Origin of the sequence: Propioniferax innocua (genome assembly GCF_006716235.1) — a bacterium.
Classification (GTDB): Bacteria; Actinomycetota; Actinomycetes; order Propionibacteriales; family Propionibacteriaceae; genus Propioniferax; species Propioniferax innocua.
In genome coordinates this window covers 310,561-328,161 of record NZ_VFOR01000002.1, presented here as the reverse complement: position 1 = coordinate 328,161, position 17,601 = coordinate 310,561, and the positions used below count along the sequence as shown (strand labels likewise).

At 63.3% G+C, this 17,601-nt stretch carries 28 protein-coding genes; 17 read left to right on the top strand and 11 right to left on the bottom strand.

Annotation, left to right across the window (positions count from 1 at the left end; all coding sequences use genetic code 11):
• Positions 1 to 28 precede the first annotated feature (28 nt).
• From FB460_RS08265 to FB460_RS13500, 3 genes are all read left to right on the top strand, one after another.
• On the top strand, positions 29 to 1,231 hold the full coding sequence (locus tag FB460_RS08265; protein WP_142093657.1) for a hypothetical protein: 1,203 nt from the start codon (positions 29 to 31) through the stop codon (positions 1,229 to 1,231).
• 376 nt (positions 1,232 to 1,607) lie between these two features.
• Entirely contained in the window at positions 1,608 to 2,849 is a 1,242-nt protein-coding gene (locus FB460_RS08260; protein ID WP_246044334.1) for a recombinase family protein, read from the top strand.
• Between the two features lie 120 nt (positions 2,850 to 2,969).
• The gene (locus tag FB460_RS13500; protein ID WP_142093656.1) at positions 2,970 to 3,668 is read left to right on the top strand and encodes a zinc ribbon domain-containing protein; all 699 of its coding nucleotides are present in this window, start codon (positions 2,970 to 2,972) and stop codon (positions 3,666 to 3,668) included.
• 31 nt (positions 3,669 to 3,699) lie between these two features.
• Here FB460_RS13500 and FB460_RS08245 read toward each other — a convergent pair whose 3' ends face one another.
• Complete coding sequence (locus tag FB460_RS08245) at positions 3,700 to 4,443, bottom strand: ASCH domain-containing protein (RefSeq protein ID WP_142093655.1); 744 nt, start codon at positions 4,441 to 4,443, stop codon at positions 3,700 to 3,702.
• A 164-nt stretch (positions 4,444 to 4,607) separates the two neighbouring features.
• Between FB460_RS08245 and FB460_RS08240 the strand changes: the two genes are divergently transcribed.
• From FB460_RS08240 to FB460_RS13330, 8 genes are all read left to right on the top strand, one after another.
• Positions 4,608 to 4,937 carry a nucleotidyltransferase family protein gene (locus FB460_RS08240; RefSeq protein WP_142093654.1) on the top strand — a complete coding sequence of 110 codons (330 nt, stop codon included), beginning with the start codon at positions 4,608 to 4,610 and terminating at the stop codon, positions 4,935 to 4,937.
• An 87-nt stretch (positions 4,938 to 5,024) separates the two neighbouring features.
• A complete protein-coding gene (locus tag FB460_RS08235) occupies positions 5,025 to 5,279 on the top strand; it encodes a HepT-like ribonuclease domain-containing protein (protein ID WP_211345919.1) in 255 nt (84 codons plus the stop codon).
• 121 nt (positions 5,280 to 5,400) lie between these two features.
• A complete protein-coding gene (locus tag FB460_RS08230) occupies positions 5,401 to 5,682 on the top strand; it encodes a type II toxin-antitoxin system RelE/ParE family toxin (protein WP_142093653.1) in 282 nt (93 codons plus the stop codon).
• A gap of 8 nt (positions 5,683 to 5,690) precedes the next feature.
• A complete protein-coding gene (locus FB460_RS08225; RefSeq protein ID WP_142093652.1) occupies positions 5,691 to 5,990 on the top strand; it encodes a HigA family addiction module antitoxin in 300 nt (99 codons plus the stop codon).
• Entirely contained in the window at positions 5,990 to 7,060 is a 1,071-nt protein-coding gene (locus tag FB460_RS08220; protein WP_342775227.1) for an NAD-dependent epimerase/dehydratase family protein, read from the top strand. The genes FB460_RS08225 and FB460_RS08220 overlap by 1 nt, the downstream gene beginning before the upstream one ends.
• Before the next feature lie 328 nt (positions 7,061 to 7,388).
• Positions 7,389 to 7,673, top strand: coding sequence for a hypothetical protein (locus FB460_RS13340; protein ID WP_246044332.1), 285 nt, complete (start codon positions 7,389 to 7,391; stop codon positions 7,671 to 7,673).
• On the top strand, positions 7,637 to 8,092 hold the full coding sequence (locus FB460_RS13335; RefSeq protein WP_246044331.1) for an ATP-binding protein: 456 nt from the start codon (positions 7,637 to 7,639) through the stop codon (positions 8,090 to 8,092). Before FB460_RS13340 ends, FB460_RS13335 begins: the two co-directional genes overlap by 37 nt.
• Positions 7,984 to 8,661: an ATP-binding protein gene (locus FB460_RS13330; RefSeq protein ID WP_246044330.1), complete on the top strand. Its 678-nt coding sequence runs from the start codon at positions 7,984 to 7,986 to the stop codon at positions 8,659 to 8,661. Before FB460_RS13335 ends, FB460_RS13330 begins: the two co-directional genes overlap by 109 nt.
• A 104-nt stretch (positions 8,662 to 8,765) precedes the next feature.
• Here the strand turns inward: FB460_RS13330 and FB460_RS08210 are convergent, their stop codons facing one another.
• Together FB460_RS08210 and FB460_RS08205 are read right to left on the bottom strand one after the other, a co-directional pair.
• A complete protein-coding gene (locus FB460_RS08210; RefSeq protein WP_211345918.1) occupies positions 8,766 to 9,500 on the bottom strand; it encodes a GAP family protein in 735 nt (244 codons plus the stop codon).
• Positions 9,500 to 9,982: a hypothetical protein gene (locus FB460_RS08205; RefSeq protein WP_142093649.1), complete on the bottom strand. Its 483-nt coding sequence runs from the start codon at positions 9,980 to 9,982 to the stop codon at positions 9,500 to 9,502. Before FB460_RS08205 ends, FB460_RS08210 begins: the two co-directional genes overlap by 1 nt.
• A 70-nt stretch (positions 9,983 to 10,052) precedes the next feature.
• Between FB460_RS08205 and FB460_RS08200 the strand changes: the two genes are divergently transcribed.
• Positions 10,053 to 10,655 (top strand): TetR/AcrR family transcriptional regulator, encoded by a 603-nt coding sequence (locus FB460_RS08200; protein ID WP_142093648.1) that lies wholly within the window; start codon positions 10,053 to 10,055, stop codon positions 10,653 to 10,655.
• A gap of 195 nt (positions 10,656 to 10,850) precedes the next feature.
• Here the strand turns inward: FB460_RS08200 and FB460_RS08195 are convergent, their stop codons facing one another.
• A complete protein-coding gene (locus FB460_RS08195) occupies positions 10,851 to 11,135 on the bottom strand; it encodes a type II toxin-antitoxin system RelE family toxin (RefSeq protein WP_142093647.1) in 285 nt (94 codons plus the stop codon).
• Positions 11,135 to 11,347: a type II toxin-antitoxin system RelB family antitoxin gene (gene relB / locus FB460_RS08190; protein WP_170210009.1), complete on the bottom strand. Its 213-nt coding sequence runs from the start codon at positions 11,345 to 11,347 to the stop codon at positions 11,135 to 11,137. The genes FB460_RS08195 and relB overlap by 1 nt, the downstream gene beginning before the upstream one ends.
• A gap of 163 nt (positions 11,348 to 11,510) precedes the next feature.
• Between relB and FB460_RS08185 the strand changes: the two genes are divergently transcribed.
• Genes FB460_RS08185 through FB460_RS08175 form a run of 3 tightly spaced genes read left to right on the top strand, consistent with a single transcriptional unit; the run spans position 11,511 to position 12,707 of the window.
• Positions 11,511 to 11,792 (top strand): type II toxin-antitoxin system RelE/ParE family toxin, encoded by a 282-nt coding sequence (locus tag FB460_RS08185; protein ID WP_142093645.1) that lies wholly within the window; start codon positions 11,511 to 11,513, stop codon positions 11,790 to 11,792.
• Between the two features lie 10 nt (positions 11,793 to 11,802).
• The gene (locus FB460_RS08180) at positions 11,803 to 12,099 is read left to right on the top strand and encodes a HigA family addiction module antitoxin (RefSeq protein ID WP_142093644.1); all 297 of its coding nucleotides are present in this window, start codon (positions 11,803 to 11,805) and stop codon (positions 12,097 to 12,099) included.
• Positions 12,096 to 12,707 (top strand): class I SAM-dependent methyltransferase, encoded by a 612-nt coding sequence (locus FB460_RS08175; RefSeq protein ID WP_142093643.1) that lies wholly within the window; start codon positions 12,096 to 12,098, stop codon positions 12,705 to 12,707. Before FB460_RS08180 ends, FB460_RS08175 begins: the two co-directional genes overlap by 4 nt.
• Before the next feature lie 124 nt (positions 12,708 to 12,831).
• Here the strand turns inward: FB460_RS08175 and FB460_RS08170 are convergent, their stop codons facing one another.
• The 6 genes from FB460_RS08170 to FB460_RS08145 form a co-directional block, all read right to left on the bottom strand.
• On the bottom strand, positions 12,832 to 13,101 hold the full coding sequence (locus FB460_RS08170; protein ID WP_246044329.1) for a hypothetical protein: 270 nt from the start codon (positions 13,099 to 13,101) through the stop codon (positions 12,832 to 12,834).
• Positions 13,102 to 13,106: 5 nt separating this feature from the next.
• Complete coding sequence (locus FB460_RS08165) at positions 13,107 to 13,334, bottom strand: hypothetical protein (protein WP_142093641.1); 228 nt, start codon at positions 13,332 to 13,334, stop codon at positions 13,107 to 13,109.
• A gap of 351 nt (positions 13,335 to 13,685) precedes the next feature.
• On the bottom strand, positions 13,686 to 14,129 hold the full coding sequence (locus FB460_RS08160; RefSeq protein WP_142093640.1) for a hypothetical protein: 444 nt from the start codon (positions 14,127 to 14,129) through the stop codon (positions 13,686 to 13,688).
• 168 nt (positions 14,130 to 14,297) lie between these two features.
• Complete coding sequence (locus FB460_RS08155; protein WP_142093639.1) at positions 14,298 to 14,840, bottom strand: hypothetical protein; 543 nt, start codon at positions 14,838 to 14,840, stop codon at positions 14,298 to 14,300.
• The gene (locus FB460_RS08150; RefSeq protein ID WP_142093638.1) at positions 14,837 to 15,148 is read right to left on the bottom strand and encodes a PadR family transcriptional regulator; all 312 of its coding nucleotides are present in this window, start codon (positions 15,146 to 15,148) and stop codon (positions 14,837 to 14,839) included. Before FB460_RS08150 ends, FB460_RS08155 begins: the two co-directional genes overlap by 4 nt.
• A 62-nt stretch (positions 15,149 to 15,210) precedes the next feature.
• The gene (locus tag FB460_RS08145; protein ID WP_142093637.1) at positions 15,211 to 15,552 is read right to left on the bottom strand and encodes an ArsR/SmtB family transcription factor; all 342 of its coding nucleotides are present in this window, start codon (positions 15,550 to 15,552) and stop codon (positions 15,211 to 15,213) included.
• A gap of 46 nt (positions 15,553 to 15,598) precedes the next feature.
• Here FB460_RS08145 and arsM point away from each other — a divergent pair, with 46 nt between their 5' ends.
• Together arsM and arsB are read left to right on the top strand one after the other, a co-directional pair.
• Positions 15,599 to 16,492, top strand: a complete 894-nt coding sequence (gene arsM / locus FB460_RS08140; protein ID WP_246044328.1) for an arsenite methyltransferase — start codon at positions 15,599 to 15,601, stop codon at positions 16,490 to 16,492.
• Positions 16,489 to 17,598 carry an ACR3 family arsenite efflux transporter gene (gene arsB / locus FB460_RS08135; RefSeq protein ID WP_142093636.1) on the top strand — a complete coding sequence of 370 codons (1,110 nt, stop codon included), beginning with the start codon at positions 16,489 to 16,491 and terminating at the stop codon, positions 17,596 to 17,598. Before arsM ends, arsB begins: the two co-directional genes overlap by 4 nt.
• The last annotated feature ends 3 nt before the right edge of the window (positions 17,599 to 17,601 follow it).

The window sequence follows — 17,601 nt, the reverse complement described above, 5'->3', positions numbered from 1 at the left end:
GAGCGAGCGTGGCGACCAGGAGAGTGCGATGACACGCGACGACGATGACCGTGAGGACGATCTCGAGCCCGCCCAAGAGAGGGAACGCAACTCGGAGAGCGAGCAAGACGGAGACTCTGCTGCGGACGACGGGGTGAGGCTTCGACTGTCGCCAAGGTTCGCGCAGTCTTTGATGCCCAACATCGACGTCACCGTTGCCAACATGCTCGCGCCTATCCGAGAGCAGATGAAGGCGATGCTCCCGGACCCCTCGGCGTACGCGCGGGACATCATGGGGCCGTTGAACCGGCGCCTCCAGGAGCAGATGAAGTCGGCGCTGCCTGACTACGACGCGCTGGTCAAGAATGCGCTCGAGCCGTACAACGAGCGGGTCAAGTCGCAGGTGGCGTCGATCGTGGCGAGCCTACCGACGTTCACGGGGCCGATGATCGACTTTCCGACGCTGAAGGGCGTCGGAGTCAGCCCAGCGATCGAGCCGATGCTCAAGCAGATCGCGAGCCAGCAGGCCGCGATGCTCGAGGGGCTGCGCGGCTCCCTGAAGCCGCTCTTCGACCCGCAGATGCTGCGCGGGTTCAACCGGGCGCTCCTCCCGCCTAATCTGAGGAGCCACGCAGACGAGATCAAGGCCTATCAAGTGCATGAGTTCCTCGAGCAGGAGGGCATCCCGCTCTACCTGGTGCCTCGCGGCCGCACAGTGCTCCGCCTGCTCCGGGCACAGGACCGCTCGGGCCGTCGGCGGGTGCTGGGTGACTGTTACGAGTCGATCACCGACGACTGCGCTACCGTTCTTGAGCAGGCGAACCGCGACGTAGTCGGCGACGAGCTGAAGTTCGTACTCGACGGGCTCGGCGCGATGCGTTCTGGACACTTCCGCTCGGCCCAGGCGATGTTCACCGTCACGCTCGACACGCTCATCTACCGCTTCTACCCCGACCAGGCCGCCCGACGCCTCATCACGAATCGGAAGAAGGGCGCGGACGTGCCGGCCGCCATCGACGAGATGGGTGTCCACGAGGCGATGGTCTGGCTGCCGATCTGGAACGCCCACGAGCAGTTCTGGAAGCACAAGGGCGACAAGGTGCCGAACTACTACTCGCGCCATGCGAGCGTGCATGGCGTCTCCTCGCGTCAGTTCAGTAAGCGCAACTGCATCCAGGTTCTCATGTTGGTCACCAGTCTCATCGGCTACGCAAACCGGCTCATGTTGTCGGCTGGGCGTGCCAAAGCTTGATCGCGGTGTCGCCGTCGGAGTAGAGGGCTTCACCGCCTTTGACCATTACACGCTCAACGAGCTCCTCTACCCCTCACACCGCTTCGACAGGGAAATAGGACCTGACGTGGGACAACGCCCTAAAGAATGGGGGCACTCGTGGCTTGGTCGGGGGTCCAGCTCGAGTTCGAGACAATCATGACCACGCCAGCTATTCAGGCTGCGTGACTAACCACTGTCACCTGTTCGTGCAGCAGTCCCCGATCATCTGCTACGACCTCGACAGACTCACTCGGCAGCCCCGGCAGCTGGAAGACTGGATCGACGCCGCCGAGCTGCGCGGACTTGCCCTCGTCACAGCCAACGTGACGCGGACCTCTCCACCGACGGTGGGCGCATGTATGCACGCATCAAGGCCGCCGTGGCGCGTGCTGAGATGGAACGCAAGAGCGCCCGTCAGTCCGCAGCCCAGCGTCAGCGCGCCATGCAGGGTCGTGCTCCGAAGGGTATGCGACCACTCGGCTACGCCGTAGACGGCGAGGTGATTCCCCACGAGGCAGAGGCCGTGAGGGCGATCTACGACCTGTTCACCAGGATCGAGCACCCCGAGTCGCTGCGTTCGCTCGCGCGGGCGCTCGGCGGCTCCGAGAAGATCGATGACCTTTCGCCTCTTCCCAAGCACACGCACATCGTGAGTGTCGAGCGCGCCGCCGCCCGCGAGCGGCAAGGCCTCGAACCCCGGCCGATCGTCGAGGACGGTCCGTGGTCTCCCTCGACCGTGCTGGGCATCCTGCGGAACCCGCGCTATGCGGCGCTGAGTACGTACACGCCGAAGCTTGCCCAGGCGGACGGGAAGCGCCGCCGGATGTGGAAGCCACAGATCCTCCGCGACGACGCCGGTGAGCCGATCCGGGGGCAGTGGGAGCAGATCGTCGACGACGAGACGTGGTGGAAGGCTCAGCAAGTCCTCGACGATACGGAGCGAGTGACGAACACATCCGGCTCGACTAAGCGCAAGCACCTTGGCAGCGGGCTCTACCGGTGCGGATACGCCGACGAGGAGACCGGCGAGGTGTGCGGGAGAAAAGTGACCGGAGCACCGCGCGGCTACAAGTGCGCAGGGCACATCGTCCGCTCGGGCGCGGCCATCGACGATTTCGTCATGACGGTCATCGCCAAGCGTCTGGCGCGTAAGGACGCGAGGGTCATGGTCGAGCTCGCGGACGGCGGGCCACAGACGGCAGGTATCGACTCGGCGATCAGTGACCAGCGGGTGCGCAATTCTGCGCCACTTCCGGAGGGTCTGATACGCGCCGTAGCCGAGCGAGACGGCTTCCTGGAGCGTGATGTAGTGAGTGAGATCGGACGAAGGAGGTGGGGAGTACCCCATGACAACTCCAGACAGCTTGAACTGTCCGGAGACGGGGGAATAGTTGTCCGGCTACTTTCCCGGTCGCCGTGCGCGATGCTCCACTGGGCCCTGTCGGGCCTCCGTGCCTTACGGGAGAAGTCGCTCCCTGCCGGGTCGTCTGTATCTCAATCTCGACGTGGTTCCCGGCGCTACCCGGTGCTGACTATGCGCTGCTCACCACAGCCCACGTGGGGTCATCCTTCTCCAACCACCTTGCGGTCGCGGTGATTAAGACTTGACGCGGTCCTATCCGGTCGGTCAAGTGGTGGCAAGTTCGAGTGCTCTAAACGAAAGCAGTGTCCATAACGCGGTGGAGTTCCGTAGCGGATTCACCACTGGCGGGAAGAAATGATCTGCCCGAACACGGCTTGCGGGGCGGAAGTCCCCCAAAGTGCGCGGTTCTGCCCGGAGTGCGGCAAGCGGCTAGGAAATAGCGATAACGGAGCCAATCAGAACGTCGATACCGGTGGCGGCGATATCTCGGGTGGTGTGTTTCAGGCTGGTGGTGACATTCACCTGGGAGGTGAGCCCCAGGAAGCCCGCGCCACATATGAGCCGAAATGGTCTTGGCGAAGCCCCTTGACGCTTGCTGTTCTCACCTGGATCAGCGTGATCTCTGGACTCCTGAGTCTTGGGTCGGTCTACAAGGTTGTCGAACCTTTAGTCAGCACGTTTCTCGGTATGGATGGTATCGGAAATCTCAAGCCGGCCCAGCCTGTCTGGGCGTTTGTTTTCTTGGGACTCGTAGTCGTCTTTTCCCTAGCCATGTTTCTGCGTCGCGTTGCAAGGAACGAGACCCAGCATTTCCCGTCACTGTCTTGGCTCCCGGCGCTTACTGGCTGGGGTAGAAGGATCGGTCTTGCTCGCATGCAAGGAACCTGCCCGTTCGACGGTGGTCGGCTGCGATTCTACGACAAGCCTGTTCAGTGGGAAGATGATCTGAACACGGGGAAGCGCAAAGTTACGCAACGGCGAATGGCTGCGGAATGTGTCAAGAACGACGAACATTGGTGGCCTGTAGATAAGACAGACGGAGGCGACCAATGAACGAAGACGTGGTCGAATTCCGCTTCAATAACTAACCTCTGGGGTTGGAGTCGCATTCTGCGGCACTGCTCAATTCGAAAGTCACGACGTCGATGCTGTCTTCCATTTCGAGACCGGGATAGTGCATGTCGAGGGCTTTGTGCAGCTCGGTCAATGAGGCGAAGCCGTCACGCTGTGCTTGTTCCTCGGTGAGGTCGCAACGGCGTGTGGAAATCACGGAGGTGACCTTCGCGTCGACGGTAGTGACCTCGCCGCTCTCCTTTTCGAAGACGAGCTGTGCTGGCCCAGGTCGGAAGGGATCGTCGACGCGGATGGTCTGGCGCTTGGACCCATCTCTGATGGCCGGCTCGTAGCCTTCCCACATGAAGACCTTTTGTGGGAGTTCCATGGCGCTCCAGTCATAGGCGTGAGGAAGCAGGTCGGAGACGCACAGCGCTTCGAGCCCGTTGCTGCCGCGGACAATGCATTGGATGGCGGGGTCGATATCGAACAGCACTTGACGACACTTTCCGCACGGAGAAATCACTTGGCCTGTCGGGCCGTATACCGCGACCACGGTGACAATGGGGTCATCGGGGCATGTGGCCGCGTGGTTGGCCAGTGCGGAGATTTCGCCGCATGGACCGCCGAGGAAATGGAAGGCGTTCAAGCCAAGTACGGTCTGACCTGACCTTGTCAGCAAGGCGGCGGCGACTGTGTGGTCGTTGTCATCGTTGCACCGCTGCGCATGGGCAGCGGCGGTCTCCATAAGCTGTCGGAGTGCGGCGGTGATCATGTCTTGACGCTATCAATCGGAGAGCAAGCCACGCCGAAGCCGGCGAATCCGTGCCTGCGGGCGTGCGTCCTAGAGGTTGGTACGTGCCTGAACCCGGTGGAGTTCCGTTTCAACGTCTGAGGGTCGTCCATGGTGTGAGGGGCGTGCCCGAGTACGCTAGGGGCATGGCCCCCAACGCTGCGACGTCGGAAACTCTCGCCATGCGTGAGCTCATCGAGTCGCGCCGCGATGATCTTGAGCGTCTGCTTGCGAAGTACGGTGCGACGAACCCGATGCTGTTCGGCTCCGTGGCTCGGGGCGACGCGCATGTTGGCAGCGATATCGACATCCTGGTGGAGATGGGCCCTGCAGACGGCAATCTGCTGATGCGTGCCTCTGGCCTCATGGAAGAAGTCCGGCTGCTCCTCGGAACCGATACGGTGGACGTCTTTCCGGTGCAGCTGCTGAAGCGGCAGGTCTCGCAGACGGCGCTGGACGACGCGGTGCCGTTGTGAGCCGTTCGGCGGGCGACCGGGTGGCAGACATCCTGGAAGCGATCTCTCGATCCACCCGCTACGTGGAGCTCCTCGCTCAGCACCAGCATGACGCCGACATCGTCTCCATGGCCGAAGACGCCCTCGAGCGGAATCTCCAGATCGTCGGGGGAGGCCGCGAAACATCTGCCCGAATCGATCACCGCTGCGCATCCAAGCATGCCATGGCCGCAGATCCGTGGGTTCCGGAACATCCTGGTCCACCAGTACTTCGGGGTCGACATCGATGTCGTCCGCGATGTCGTGGAGGCTCATCTCCCGCCGCTTGCCGAGGCGCTGCGGGCGCACGCTGCTGACGGCTGACTGCCCCGCAGCGTCGGCCTGCGTCGCCCACCGATGGCTTTATTCACCGAAATGCGGCTAAAATTACGATTTAACGTATAGCGTTATTGATGCGTTGCGTCATGTCTGGCACTCTTGAGTGGTGATCAAATCCTTCGGTGACCGTGACACGGAGCTTGTGTGGCTACGTGAGCGGGTGCCGCGGATCGATCCGAGAATCCACAAGACGGCGAACCGGAAGCTGCATCAGCTGGACGCTGCGGTGTCCCTCAATTCGCTTCGGGTCCCTCCGGGGAACCGGTTGGAAGCGCTGAAGGGCGACCGCAAGGGTCAGCACAGCATCCGGATCAACGACCAGTGGCGGATCTGCTTCGTGTGGACCGACGCTGGCCCGGAGAACGTGATCATCGAGGACTACCACTGAGGTGCACCATGACTGAGAAGCTCTACGCGCCGATCCATCCTGGCGAAGTCCTGATGGAGGACTTCATCGAGGGATTCGGCATCACGCAGCACAAGCTCGCCGTGTCCATCGGTGTCCCGCCGCGACGGATCAACGAGATCGTGCACGGCAAGCGGGCGATCACTGCTGACACGGCGCTGCGGCTGGGGCGCTACTTCGGGATGGAGCCGCAGTTCTGGCTCAATCTGCAGAGCCGGTATGAGCTGGAAATCGCGGAGGAACGCGTTGCTGGTCAGGTGGCCGAGATCAAGCCCCTGCAGATCGCGTGATGGCGTCACTGGGCGCCCCTTCGCTTCCTGTCGTCGGCTCGCGCAACGCGAGAGCGGTATCGCGTTGGCAGGCATCGTCATGCAAGGCTGCCGGCATGGATATCTTGCTGCTGGGCGGTACGGGGTTTCTCGGGCGACACATCGCGCGTGTTGCGCTAGAGCGGGGTCACCGCGTCACGTGTCTTGCTCGGGGAACGGGGGAACCGCCTGTTGGGGTTGAGTTCGTTGTCTCGGATCGTGACCGCGAAGATGCCTACGATAAAGTCGCCATGCGGTCCTGGGGCAGTGTCGTCGATCTGACGAGTCACCCGAAGCATGCGCGCGACGCGGTTGAGAAGCTGGATGCTGAGCACCGGGTGTTGGTGTCCTCGAGCAGCGTGTACGCGGATCAGGGGAGCGTCTCTGTCGAGTTCGATCCCGTGGTCGATCCGCTCGATGTCGACTGCATGGAGAGCATGGAGCAGTATCCGGCCGCCAAGTCCGCTTGCGAGGCGGCGTACCGTGCTGTCGAGGGGCCGGTGCTGGTCGTGCGTCCCGGCCTGATCGCAGGCTATGGCGACGAGACCGCACGTAGCGGCTACTACCCGTGGCGGTTCGCTCACCCCACCGGCGGGGACGTGATCGTTCCGGACCCGACCTTCCCGATCGCCATGATCGATGCGGAGGATCTGGCTGATTGGATCGTCAGATCTGCAGAGGACGGTAGGAAGGGGGCCTTCAACGCGACTGGCCACGCCACCACCTTGGCGGATGTGTTCACGATCTCCCGCGAGCTCACTGGATCGCAGGCGACGGCGCGACCTCTCACCGATGAGCAGCTTCTCGCGTGCGGAGTGAGCCCTTGGATGGGGCCGAAGTCACTGCCTCTGTGGGTGCCCGGCGAGCCATGGCGCAACGTCGCGCTGCTCGACTGCGCGGCGGCCTGTGAAGCCGGCCTGCAGGTTCGCCCGTTGAGGGAGACGCTGGCGTCGGCTCTGCGGTACGAGCAAGAGCGGCTGGGAGAGAGGCCGGCAGGGCTCAGTGACGAGGAAGAGGTCGCGCTGCGCAAATGTGTAGCGGCTGGTGGATGACCTCGGGGCGAGAGGCTGGTAAGTCCCTGAACCCGTGATGTACGTACCCACCTGAACCCGGTGGAATTCAGGTTCAATGTCTGAACCTGGCTCGTGGGGGCAATCGCTGCTGCGGCGGGTTTCGCCTGTTCGGCCAGGTCAAGCCCGGTCCTCGTGTGAGGGCGTGGTAGTTGTTGTCGCATGTTGCCCGGCAGTCCGGTCGGGGCTCACGCGCTCATGTTTGCCGACCGAAGATGCTCATATTTGCCGGATCAGCGGACTCACATGTGCTGGATTAAGACGCTCACGTTTGTTGGGTTTGCATGGTTGATCCTGCTAGGGCGACAGCATGCAGCTCGATGGCCTCGTTCCCCGCCGTGTCAGTGATCTGTTGGCCGAACAGGTGCGCACCGAGCCGGTGATCGCGCTGCACGGTCCACGGTCGGCGGGAAAATCGACGGTGCTCCGCGGCTTCGCTGAGGCAGTAGGCGGCTCGGTGATCGACCTCGATGATGTTGAAGTGCGTGAGGCGATCCAGGGGAACCTGGCCGCTTCGGTGCGTGCAGGGCCCCGATCTGCGTCGATGAGTACCAGTGGGTGCCAGGCATCCTCGATGCGCTCAAGGCTCGACTGAACCGCGAGGGGAGCCTCCCGGGAACGGCGATCATCACGGGCTCGACGAGGCAGGACGCTCTGCCGGCGACAGCACAGGCGCTGACAGGTCGACTCCATTCGCTCGTCATCTGGCCGTTCTCCCAAGGGGAACTCGGGGGAGTGCGGGAGAACCTGCTCGAAGTGCTCGCGGGTGATGCCGACGCCGTCGTCAGCGCTGTCCCGTCGTCAAGAACGACGCGGCCCGAGTATGTCGACCGCGTGTGCTCCGGGGGATGCCTCTCGCCCTGCGTCGGTCAGTCTCAGCCAGAGCTCGCTGGTTCGATGACTTCGTGCGAGCGTCCGTCGAGCGCGATGCCGTCGAGCTCAGCAGGATCCGCGAGCGTCAGGCGTTGGCCGGCCTCTTGGGGCACATCGCGGCGCAGGCCGGTCAACTGTTGAACGTGGCAGCGACGGCGGAGAAGGTGGGGACCAACCGGGAGACGACGGAGAGCCATCTCCGGCTCCTCGAGGACCTGTTCCTGGCTGTGCGTCTCCCCGCGTGGGGCAAGAGCCTCCGCTCGCGGGTGAGCGCGAAGCCGAAAGTCCACGTCGTCGACTCCGGGCTGGCTGCCCGACTGCTCCGGCTCACGCCGGAGAAGGTCACCGGCATCGACCCGACGTCGCTCACCGACTTCGGGCACCTGCTGGAGACCTTCGTCGTCGGGGAGCTGCGCAAGCAGGCGTCCTGGCTCGATGATCCCGTCACGCTCGGGCACTGGCGTACGAGCGACGGGGCTGAGGTCGACCTCGTCGTCGAGTACGACGATGGCAGAGTCGTCGCGTTCGAGGTCAAGGCCAGCGAGCGGGCCCCGGGCAAGGACTTCCGCGGGCTGGCGCAGCTTCGCGACCTGCTGGGGGAAAGGTTCATCGGCGGCGTCATGTTGACGACCGGTACTCGTTCCTACACCTACGAGGAACGGTTGCACGTGATGCCCATCGACCGGCTCTGGACGCCTGTGCCTGTCTGAGCGATCGCGCAGATGGTTCTACGTGCCGGAACTCGGTCGAGCTCAGGTTCAACGTATAGGAGCGCAAGCCGGGGATCTTCACGGCAGGACAACAGGCAACACCGTCACCTCGGGCCAGAGAACCAGAGGCCATGGGCTGCTTGTGCGGCGAGAATGAAGCCGACGACTCCGATGACCCACGCGGTTGTGGCCTGTGCGTTTCTTGTGAGCCAGCTGTCAAGTCTTGTCAACGGTATTTCAAGTGCAGAGTGAGCGACAAGCCTTCCCCCAGAAAGGAGGAGAGCTGGAAGAGTCATCGCAAGGCAATACCCCAGCAGGAGTAGCCCGTCGAGGGGCCAGCCAGGGCCTTGTACGGTGATGATGCCGATGCCCGCGAGATAAGGCAGCATTGTTGCTGCTTCGATGAGGACGGCGGTGAAGGCTATCCCGAGCAGCGTAGTCATCGAGCCGGACGATGCGTCGCCTCCCATGATTCGAGTGCGCCATGTCAGGATCTTGCCGTCTTCATGAACGGCGCGCTCGGCAGCCTTCGCGCGAGCCTTCTTCGTGTCCATGAGCTGGCTGATGATCAGCAACACGATCCCTGTAGAGAGTTGTGCGATGCGGAAACCCTCGGTGTCCTGGACGTGAGTCTGGGATGCGAGCAACGTACTCGTCCCGAACATCAGCGCCAGACCGATGACGAAGTAGGTGCTGGCGACAACGCCCAGATACAGCAGGACGCGCCCGATTCGCAGTCGCCCCGGTGTCATCAGCAGCCAGATTGGGATGAGGAGGGTGCCGAAACTGGTTGAGTCGATGAGAGCGAGGATGGCGAGAGTTCCGAAGGTTTCAATCATCACGATGCTCCGAGCCGCAGGCTGCGATCACACGTGGCTGTGGCTGAACTTCCTTCGGCCCGGTGGCTGGCGACGACTTGGCCGCCTGTGCTGATGCTGCATTCGATGTAGCTTGCGGCAGGGTCGGCTACGACCTCGACGTGTGTGGCGCGTAGCGGGAACATTGAGTCCGTAGCCACGGTGTATTCCCGCTTGAAGGGCAAGGGGACGGACTTCTTGCGAAGGCTCTGACCGCCCCTAGGGGAGTCAACGTCCACAGTCAGCTCGCCAGAGGTCTCGGCGTCGCTCTCCACGGTGATCGTCACGGTGAGCCCGTCCGTTTCCTCGGGCCGGGGTGGGCTCGGTCTCGATGGCTGGCTGGTGGCGCTCGGCTCGGTCATCCCGTCGATCGTGTCCTGGACGACACCGCATCCGCTCAGCGCGACAACCACAACGGCCAAGAGCGCAGAAGCTATGAGGGCCTGCTTCTCTGCTGCGGGCATTCCGACTCCTTCCTTGTAGCACAGGTGTGCTACAAAGCGAACCTAGCACAACCGTGCTAGATTGTGGCTTGTGGCCCGGCGGCTTGATGTTGATGCGAGGAAGGAACAGCTGGCCGAGGCGGTGTGGCAGGTGATCTTGGATAGGGGCATCTCCGCCGTGTCGGTTCGCAGTGTTGCTGATCAAGCCGGGGTGGTGGTTGGATCGCTCCGGCACGTATTCCCAACCCGCGCCGAGTTGATGCAGTTCTCCTCTGAGCTGATGCTGCGACGAGCGACTGAGCGAGTGCTCGCGGTGTCGTCGACGGATGACCCAGAGCAGTATGCCCTCAACGTCATTGAGCAGTTGCTTCCGTTGTCCGCGGACTCGCGGGCGGAGATGGAAGTGGACCTGGCGCTCGCAGCTGAGGCTGCGGCGCTGCCTGAACTTGTGGCAATCAAGGACGAAGCTCATCGGCAGCTGCAGGAAGTCATGCTCCGCTTGGTCGAGTTGCTGTCGGGCTGTTCTCGTGAATCAACGGACATGCGCGCATCCGCTCAGCGACTCCACGCGCTCATCGATGGCATCGCATTCCATTTGGTGCATCGCTCGCCGGATGAGGATCCTGGATGGGCTCTCGACATCATGCGAGCCGAAGTGTCAACCATTCACTCCAGATGTGAAACGCAGAGATAGTTCCTTGGTTGCCGCCGGGTTTCCTGAGAGGCGGCCTGACCAGCACCAGGCGGGCGATCGCGGCAAGTGCCTCATGTGGCTCATCCTTGCCCCCTTCGGATTTCCCAGAGAAGGCGTGCCTTTCTGTGGGGGATTGGTGGTGGCTCTATCCAACGAAACTCGGTGGAGTTCCGCTTCAACGTGTAGTGAATCGGCTCAGTCGTCGTAGGCCTTGTCGCGGCGACCGATCGAGAAGACCTCGATGGTGACGATGTCGTCGTGGATGAGAGCGAGGATGCGGTAGGAGCCCACGCGGTAGCGCCATTCGCCTGAGCGGTTCGCGGCCAGCCCCTTGCCGAAGGCGCGCGGGTCGGCACAGCCGTCGAGGTTGTTCTTGATCCAGGTGGCGAGGATCCTGGCGTCGAACCGGTCCATCTTCTTCAGCTGCTTGCGTGCTCGTGCGGTCAGCTCGACGCGGTATGGGCTGGTCTGTGGGGCCATCAGGCGAGTTCGGTGAGGATCTCGTCGATGGTGAAGCGCTCGCCGGTGTCCTGCGCGATCGCCTGGCGCAGTTCCTGCAGGTCGTAGGAGTCCTCGATCTTCTCCAGGATCGCGGTGCGGGCGAAGTCGGAGATGGTGACGCCCTCGAACTGGGCGAACTTGCGGACCAGTTCAGCGTCCTGCTCGTTCATGCGCACTGTCATGGTGCTCATGGGGCCTCCTCTTGCGGGCGTGAATACAGTGTATTCAGGGTGATGGATGGGGGCAAGGCGGGGTCCTCTGGGGTATGGCCTGTTCGCGTTCGTCGCGTCATGGCCGTATCCATCGGAACTCGGTGGAGTTCCGGTTTAACGTCTAGCGTTATAGAGTGTTGGCGTGATCGTCTCCTTCCGTGATCGCGATGCCGAGCGGCTCTACTTGCGGCAGCGGGTGAAGCGGCTCGACCCTCGAGTCCAGAAGAAGGCGCTCATCAAGCTGCTGCTGTTGGACGCGGTTCACGAGCTAGACGAATTGCGTGTCCCACCTGGGAACAGGTTGGAGGCGCTCAAGGGTGACCGGTCTGGCCAGCACAGCATCAGAATCAATGATCAATGGCGGATTTGCTTCGTCTGGACCCCGGCGGGTCCCGGCGAGGTTGAGATCGTCGACTATCACTAGGAGGTGCGACGTGGAAGGTAAGATGCCCCCGGTCCACCCTGGCGAGATCCTCATGGAAGAGTTCCTGGAGCCAATGGGTATCACGCAGAACAGGCTCGCGGTTTCCATCGACGTGCCTCCGCGGCGGATCAACGAGATCGTGCACGGTATGCGGCGGATCACCGCCGACACGGCTCTGCGGCTGGGACGCTTCTTCGGCATGAGCGCCCAGTTCTGGATCAACTTGCAGTCCCATTACGACCTTGAGGTCGAGCGTGACGCGATCGGGGATCAGCTCGACAAGATCCAGCCGCTGCACGTCGCGTGAGTTCTCCGCGACAGGCCTCCCGCTCGCAGGGCTGGAACCATAACCTGCACTATCGGGAGCTGATTCTGGAGCAGGTTAACCCTGCGATGCGGACCGCATTGGATGTTGGATGCGGTGAGGGCGAGTTGGCGGAGGCCCTCAGTGTCCGCGGGCTCTCGGTGACTGGACTTGACGTGAACGGTGACGTGCTAGCGGTGGCACAAAAGCGTGGCTGTGATGTGACGTGGGTGCAAGGTGATGTTTTGGGTGGCAGCCTTGAAGGGGAGCAGTTCGATCTGGTCACAGCTGTGGCGTCGATCCATCATCTTCCAGATTTCGGTGACGCGCTGGCTCACTTGACTGAGTTGGTGACTCCGGGCGGAAAGCTGGTCGTCCTCGGTCTGGGGAAGAGCAGCACTCCGATGGACTGGGCCTATGACGCTATTGGGGCAGTGCAGCACAGGTGGTATTCACGTTATTGCGGGTATGTCGAGGGTTCTGCGCCAAAATGCTTCGACGTGCCCACGACCTACAGATGGATTCGACGGGAAGCGGCTGCCGTTCTGTCTGGGTGTGCGTTCCGGCGGCTGCCGCTGTTCCGTTATCTCTTGGTTTGGTCGAAATCCTGAGTGGGTGGATGGGGTTTCCCGTGGCCCACAGGTGGTCATCGCCGCGGTGACGTGGTGGAGTTCTGTTTCAACGTGTGATTGCCGAGAGCTGGTCTTCGGCTCGGCTGTGGTCTGATTGTCTGCTTCAGGCGACGCGAGTGCCGTAGCGCTGGCGGGCTGCTTCGCCGGAGGTGCCGACGAAGGTGCCGATGTTGGCCCAGGACATTCCTGAAGCGCGTGCGTTCTTGACGGCTTCGAGCAGATGGCGTTCGGCTGTTGACTGTTCGACCACGGCGTCCCTGAGTTGGCGGATGGCCGAGGGGTCGAGTTCATGCTCGGCATCGGGTTCGTAGTTCTCGAACCGGGCGGCAAGCTCATCGGCGTGAGCGAGGATCTCCTCGACTGTGCGTGGCATGGTCATCACCTCAGGAACTTCTCGCGGGCTCGCATCGCGTGGACGATGACGACGGCGGTGGAGCCCTGGATGTAGCCGACCTCGAGGATGAGAGCGGCGTGGTTTGGGCCGATGATCATCGTGAATCCTTCCCCGAGATCCCAAGCTCGCAGCGGATTCCTGTACGCGTGGAGGATCTCGTCTTCGGTCAGCCCATGCTTGAGTGCTGACTGGGCGATGATCGGCTCGTCCATGGGGCCAAGTTACCTTGCCGTCATGTCTGGTTCAATGACGCAGGCTGTTCCAGCCGTGGGGATGCGGTCGAGTTCCGTTTCAACGTGTAGCACTGATCTGGGGTCGGTCGTCGAGATGCGGGTGTCTGCTTTGAGGGATGCGCTTGTTGGCCTGCTCGACCGTGGGTAGGTGGCCCACGCGAGTGCTTCGGCGCGATCTTGTTTGATCACGTGGTGCTCAACGGTGTCGAAAACGTGGTGGAGGTCTGTTTCAGCGTGTGGGTCCGCTGTGCGGGTGGTCGAGCGGGGCCGGCTTGGGTTCGTTCAGTGGGATCGTGCGGGCGTGGCGGCGTTCCGGGTTCGTGTGGTCGGTCAGGTCTGGGGGACTCTAGAAGCGGCTTGGGCAACTGCTTCGCGATATTCGGCGGCATCGAAGACGAAGGGGCCGAAGGAAGAGTAGTTCCAGCCAGGCTGACAGGGCTGGCGAAATCCGGTCCAGACCACCGTTCCGTCCGTCTCCGTGATTTCGGCTTCAAAGGGCCAGCAGCCGACCTCGCCACAGTCGCAGCCGAGCAGCCACGCTCGTCGCCCCGGCTCTGGCCACTGAATCTTGCTCCGCCCCAGATAGTAGGCGTTCAGGTCGCCGCAGTTGATGAAGTCGGGAATCAGTCCGCCGTAGGCGCCAGACGGGGTGAATCCTTGCGAGGATTCAAAAGCGGCGACAAGTTCGATGAGTGAAGAGCCGTCCACATGGGGAACCACCTCGAGAATGCTTAGGCGGTGATTCTCCAGAACCACGAAGTCAATGGTCTGCATTTCAGCCTCCTGGGCGACCGACGTGTGTGACTGTACGGGTCGGCTGTCGGGGTCATGGCCGTATGTGCGGGGCGTGCGCCGGGAATCGTCGCCTGTCCGAAGGTGGGCAGATTCGGTGGTCTCCCCGTCCGTGGGGCAGGGTGCAGAGGGTCGGTGGCGCGTGCCTGGTCAGGCCGAGGGGGTGTGCCTGTTGGGGCGTGCTGTCGAGGTTAGTGCGGTGACGGCAAAGGCCAGTGCAGTCACGACGCTGACGCCGAAGGCCGGGAGCCACGCCTGCGTCCACCCCGGGGGCGCAAGGTTCGCGTCGGCATAGTCGAAGCCGACCCACCACGCTGCAGTCGCATAGATCAAGGTGCCTGACCAGAGGGTCGCCAAGGCGGCCAGTGCGCGGCGGCATCGGGGCGCCTTGATGGCAAGTGTGACCATGGCGACCGCGCCAAGTAGTGGTATCAGATATGGGGTCACGAGTAGGGCGATGGTCAAGGGCGTGCCCCAGCCGATCATCATGGGTGCTGCCCCGCGTTTCCCGGTGAGGCCATGGGTCACGTGGCGTCGCCGTAGTTGCCAAGCGGTCTTCCGGAAGCCCCGGTGGAGGTCGGCGGGATCGAGGTCGAGTTCAGTGGCGCCGTGGAGGTCGGCCAGCCATTCCTGCTTGCGGCGCTCCCGCTGTCCGGCCGGGACGATGCGCAATGTGCGGTCGAAGGGCTTCATGCTGTCGCCACCTGTGACGTCGTGCGGAAGGCGGGCTGCCTCTGTGTCGCCAGCTGTTCGTGGGCCCAGGTCTCTCCCGTGGGGGAGAGGCGGTACAGGCGTCGACGCGCGCCGGGCCGGTCGTTGTCCGCCTCCCATTCGGATGTGAGGAGGTCGGCGTTCTCCAGCCGGTCGAGCAGGGGGTAGATGGTGCCCGATGGGTATCCGGTCTTCTTGATGATCGCCAAGCCCCACAGGGGCTCTGGGGACTGTGTCAGTACGTGCAGGACGCTCATCAGCGTCGGGGTGCGGCGAAGCGGAGTGCTCATGCTCTAAGTCTACACATGTAGGCAATGGAGCCCGTTGGGGGTGTCGGCGTGGGGTGGGTTTGTCAGGCGGTCGCCAATAATCCTGACAGTGCGTCGAGCACCTCGGGGCGAATCCAGTAGTGCACATAGGTTCCCCGGCGTTCGCAGGCGACGATGCCCGCCTCGCGCAGGGTCTTCAGGTGGTGCGAGATCGTTCCCGACGACAGGTCGAAGGCCGGCGTGATCTCGCAGACGCATAGCTCTGGAACAGCTGCGATCATCGACGCCATGCGCAGTCGAACGGGGTCTCCCAAGGCCTTGAATATCGGGGCGATCCGCTCGGCCTCCTGCGCGGTCACCGGCGACGTCGCCAGGCCGCACCGGGCGGTTGCGTCAGCGCCCAGGGCGCTCTCCAGCAGTTCCATGCCCTTATCTTGACAGGTATCGAATCAATCTGCCACCATGATGCACATGGCTGATTCGATGTCTATCGAGACAAGTTCCATTCCGGGTGAGGATGTGCGCGCTCACGAGGGGATCCGGGAGGCCGTGCAGGGGCGTTACGCATCGGCTGCTCGTATCGCTCTGGACGACGCTGGCTCGTCCTGTTGTGGTGGAGGTGGTGCCATGCGTGGCGTCGACCCCATCACGTCGGGTCTCTATGACGAGTCCGACGCCCCGTTCGACGCTGCCCTCGCAGCGTCCCTCGGTTGCGGAAACCCCACCGCACTCGCCGAACTCACGCCGGGGGAGGACGTTCTCGATCTGGGCTCCGGTGGTGGGCTCGACGTGCTCCTGTCGGCCCGTCGGGTTGCTCCGGGCGGGATGGCCTACGGGCTCGACATGACTCCCGAGATGCTCGAGCTGGCCGAACGCAACCGAGCCGAGGCCGGCGTCGAGAACGCCCGGTTCCTGCAGGGCTCCATCGAGGACGTGCCGCTCGATGACGCGATGGTCGACGTCGTGATCTCCAACTGCGTGATCAACCTCAGCCCGGACAAGGACGCGGTTCTGCGCGAGTCGTTCCGCGTCCTGCGGCCAGGCGGCCGATTCGCCGTCTCCGACATCGTCCTGCTCCGAGAGATCCCCGACGCCCTGCGCGGCGTCATGTCGTTGTGGACCGGATGCATCTCCGGATCGCTGCTCGATGCGGATTACATCGCCAAGCTCACCGATGCCGGTTTCGTGGACGCCTCGATCGAGGTCACCCGCCATTACGACCGTCAGGCCCTCCAAGAGATGTCCGACCAGCTGGCCCCGGAGAGCCTCCCGAAGGGCATGACCCTCGATGATGCGCTCGCGGCCCTCGACGGGGCCTTCGCCAGTGCGTTCATCCGCGCGGCCAAGCCGGGGGAGTCGGCATGACGTCCCGTGGGGTGAAGCAGGACGCTTCGGTCGCCCAACGTATGTCGGTGCTCGATCGGTGGCTCCCTGCCTGGATTCTGGTAGCGATGATGGTGGGGCTTCTGCTCGGTCGTGCTGTGCCGGGACTCGGGCAGGCCCTGTCCTCGGTCCAGCTCGACGGCATCTCGTTGCCGATCGCCATCGGGCTGCTCGTGATGATGTACCCGGTCCTGGCCAAGGTCCGCTACGACCGGCTCGACACCGTCACCTCCGACCGGAGGCTGCTCGGATCCAGCCTGGTCCTCAACTGGGTGATCGGCCCGGCGCTGATGTTCGCCTTGGCCTGGCTTCTCCTGCCCGACCTGCCCGAGTACCGCACCGGCCTGATCATCGTCGGTCTGGCCCGCTGCATCGCCATGGTGATCATCTGGAACGACCTCGCCTGTGGCGACCGTGAGGCCGCGGCCGTGCTGGTGGCCTTGAACTCGGTGTTCCAGGTCATCGCCTTCGCCGGACTGGGCTGGTTCTACCTCTCCGTGCTGCCCGGTTGGCTCGGCCTGCAGCAGGCCGGCCTCGACATCTCGATGTGGCAGATCGCCAAGAGCGTCCTGATCTTCCTCGGCATCCCGCTGTTGTTGGGGTACCTCTCGCGCAAGATCGGCGAGAAGCGGTGGGGGCGTGCGGCGTATGAGTCCTCGTTCCTGCCCCGCGTCGGCCCGTGGGCCCTGTATGGGTTGCTGTTCACCATCGTGGTCATGTTCGCTCTCCAGGGCGACCAGATCATCGAGCGTCCTCTCGATGTGGGCCGTATCGCGATCCCGCTGCTGGCCTACTTCACACTGATGTGGGGCGGGGGATATCTGCTGGGCAAGGTGCTCGGCATGACCTACGAGCGCACCACGACGCTGGCCTTCACCGCCGCCGGAAACAACTTCGAGCTCGCCATCGCCGTCGCGATCGCCACCTTCGGGATCACCTCAGGGCAGGCCTTGGCCACCGTCGTCGGTCCGCTCATCGAGGTGCCGATCCTCGTCGGGCTGGTCTACGTATCGTTGGCGCTGGCCAAGCGTTTCCCGCACAGCGCGGATCAGAGCCCAGACGACGCGACACCTCGACCATCGAACTGAAGG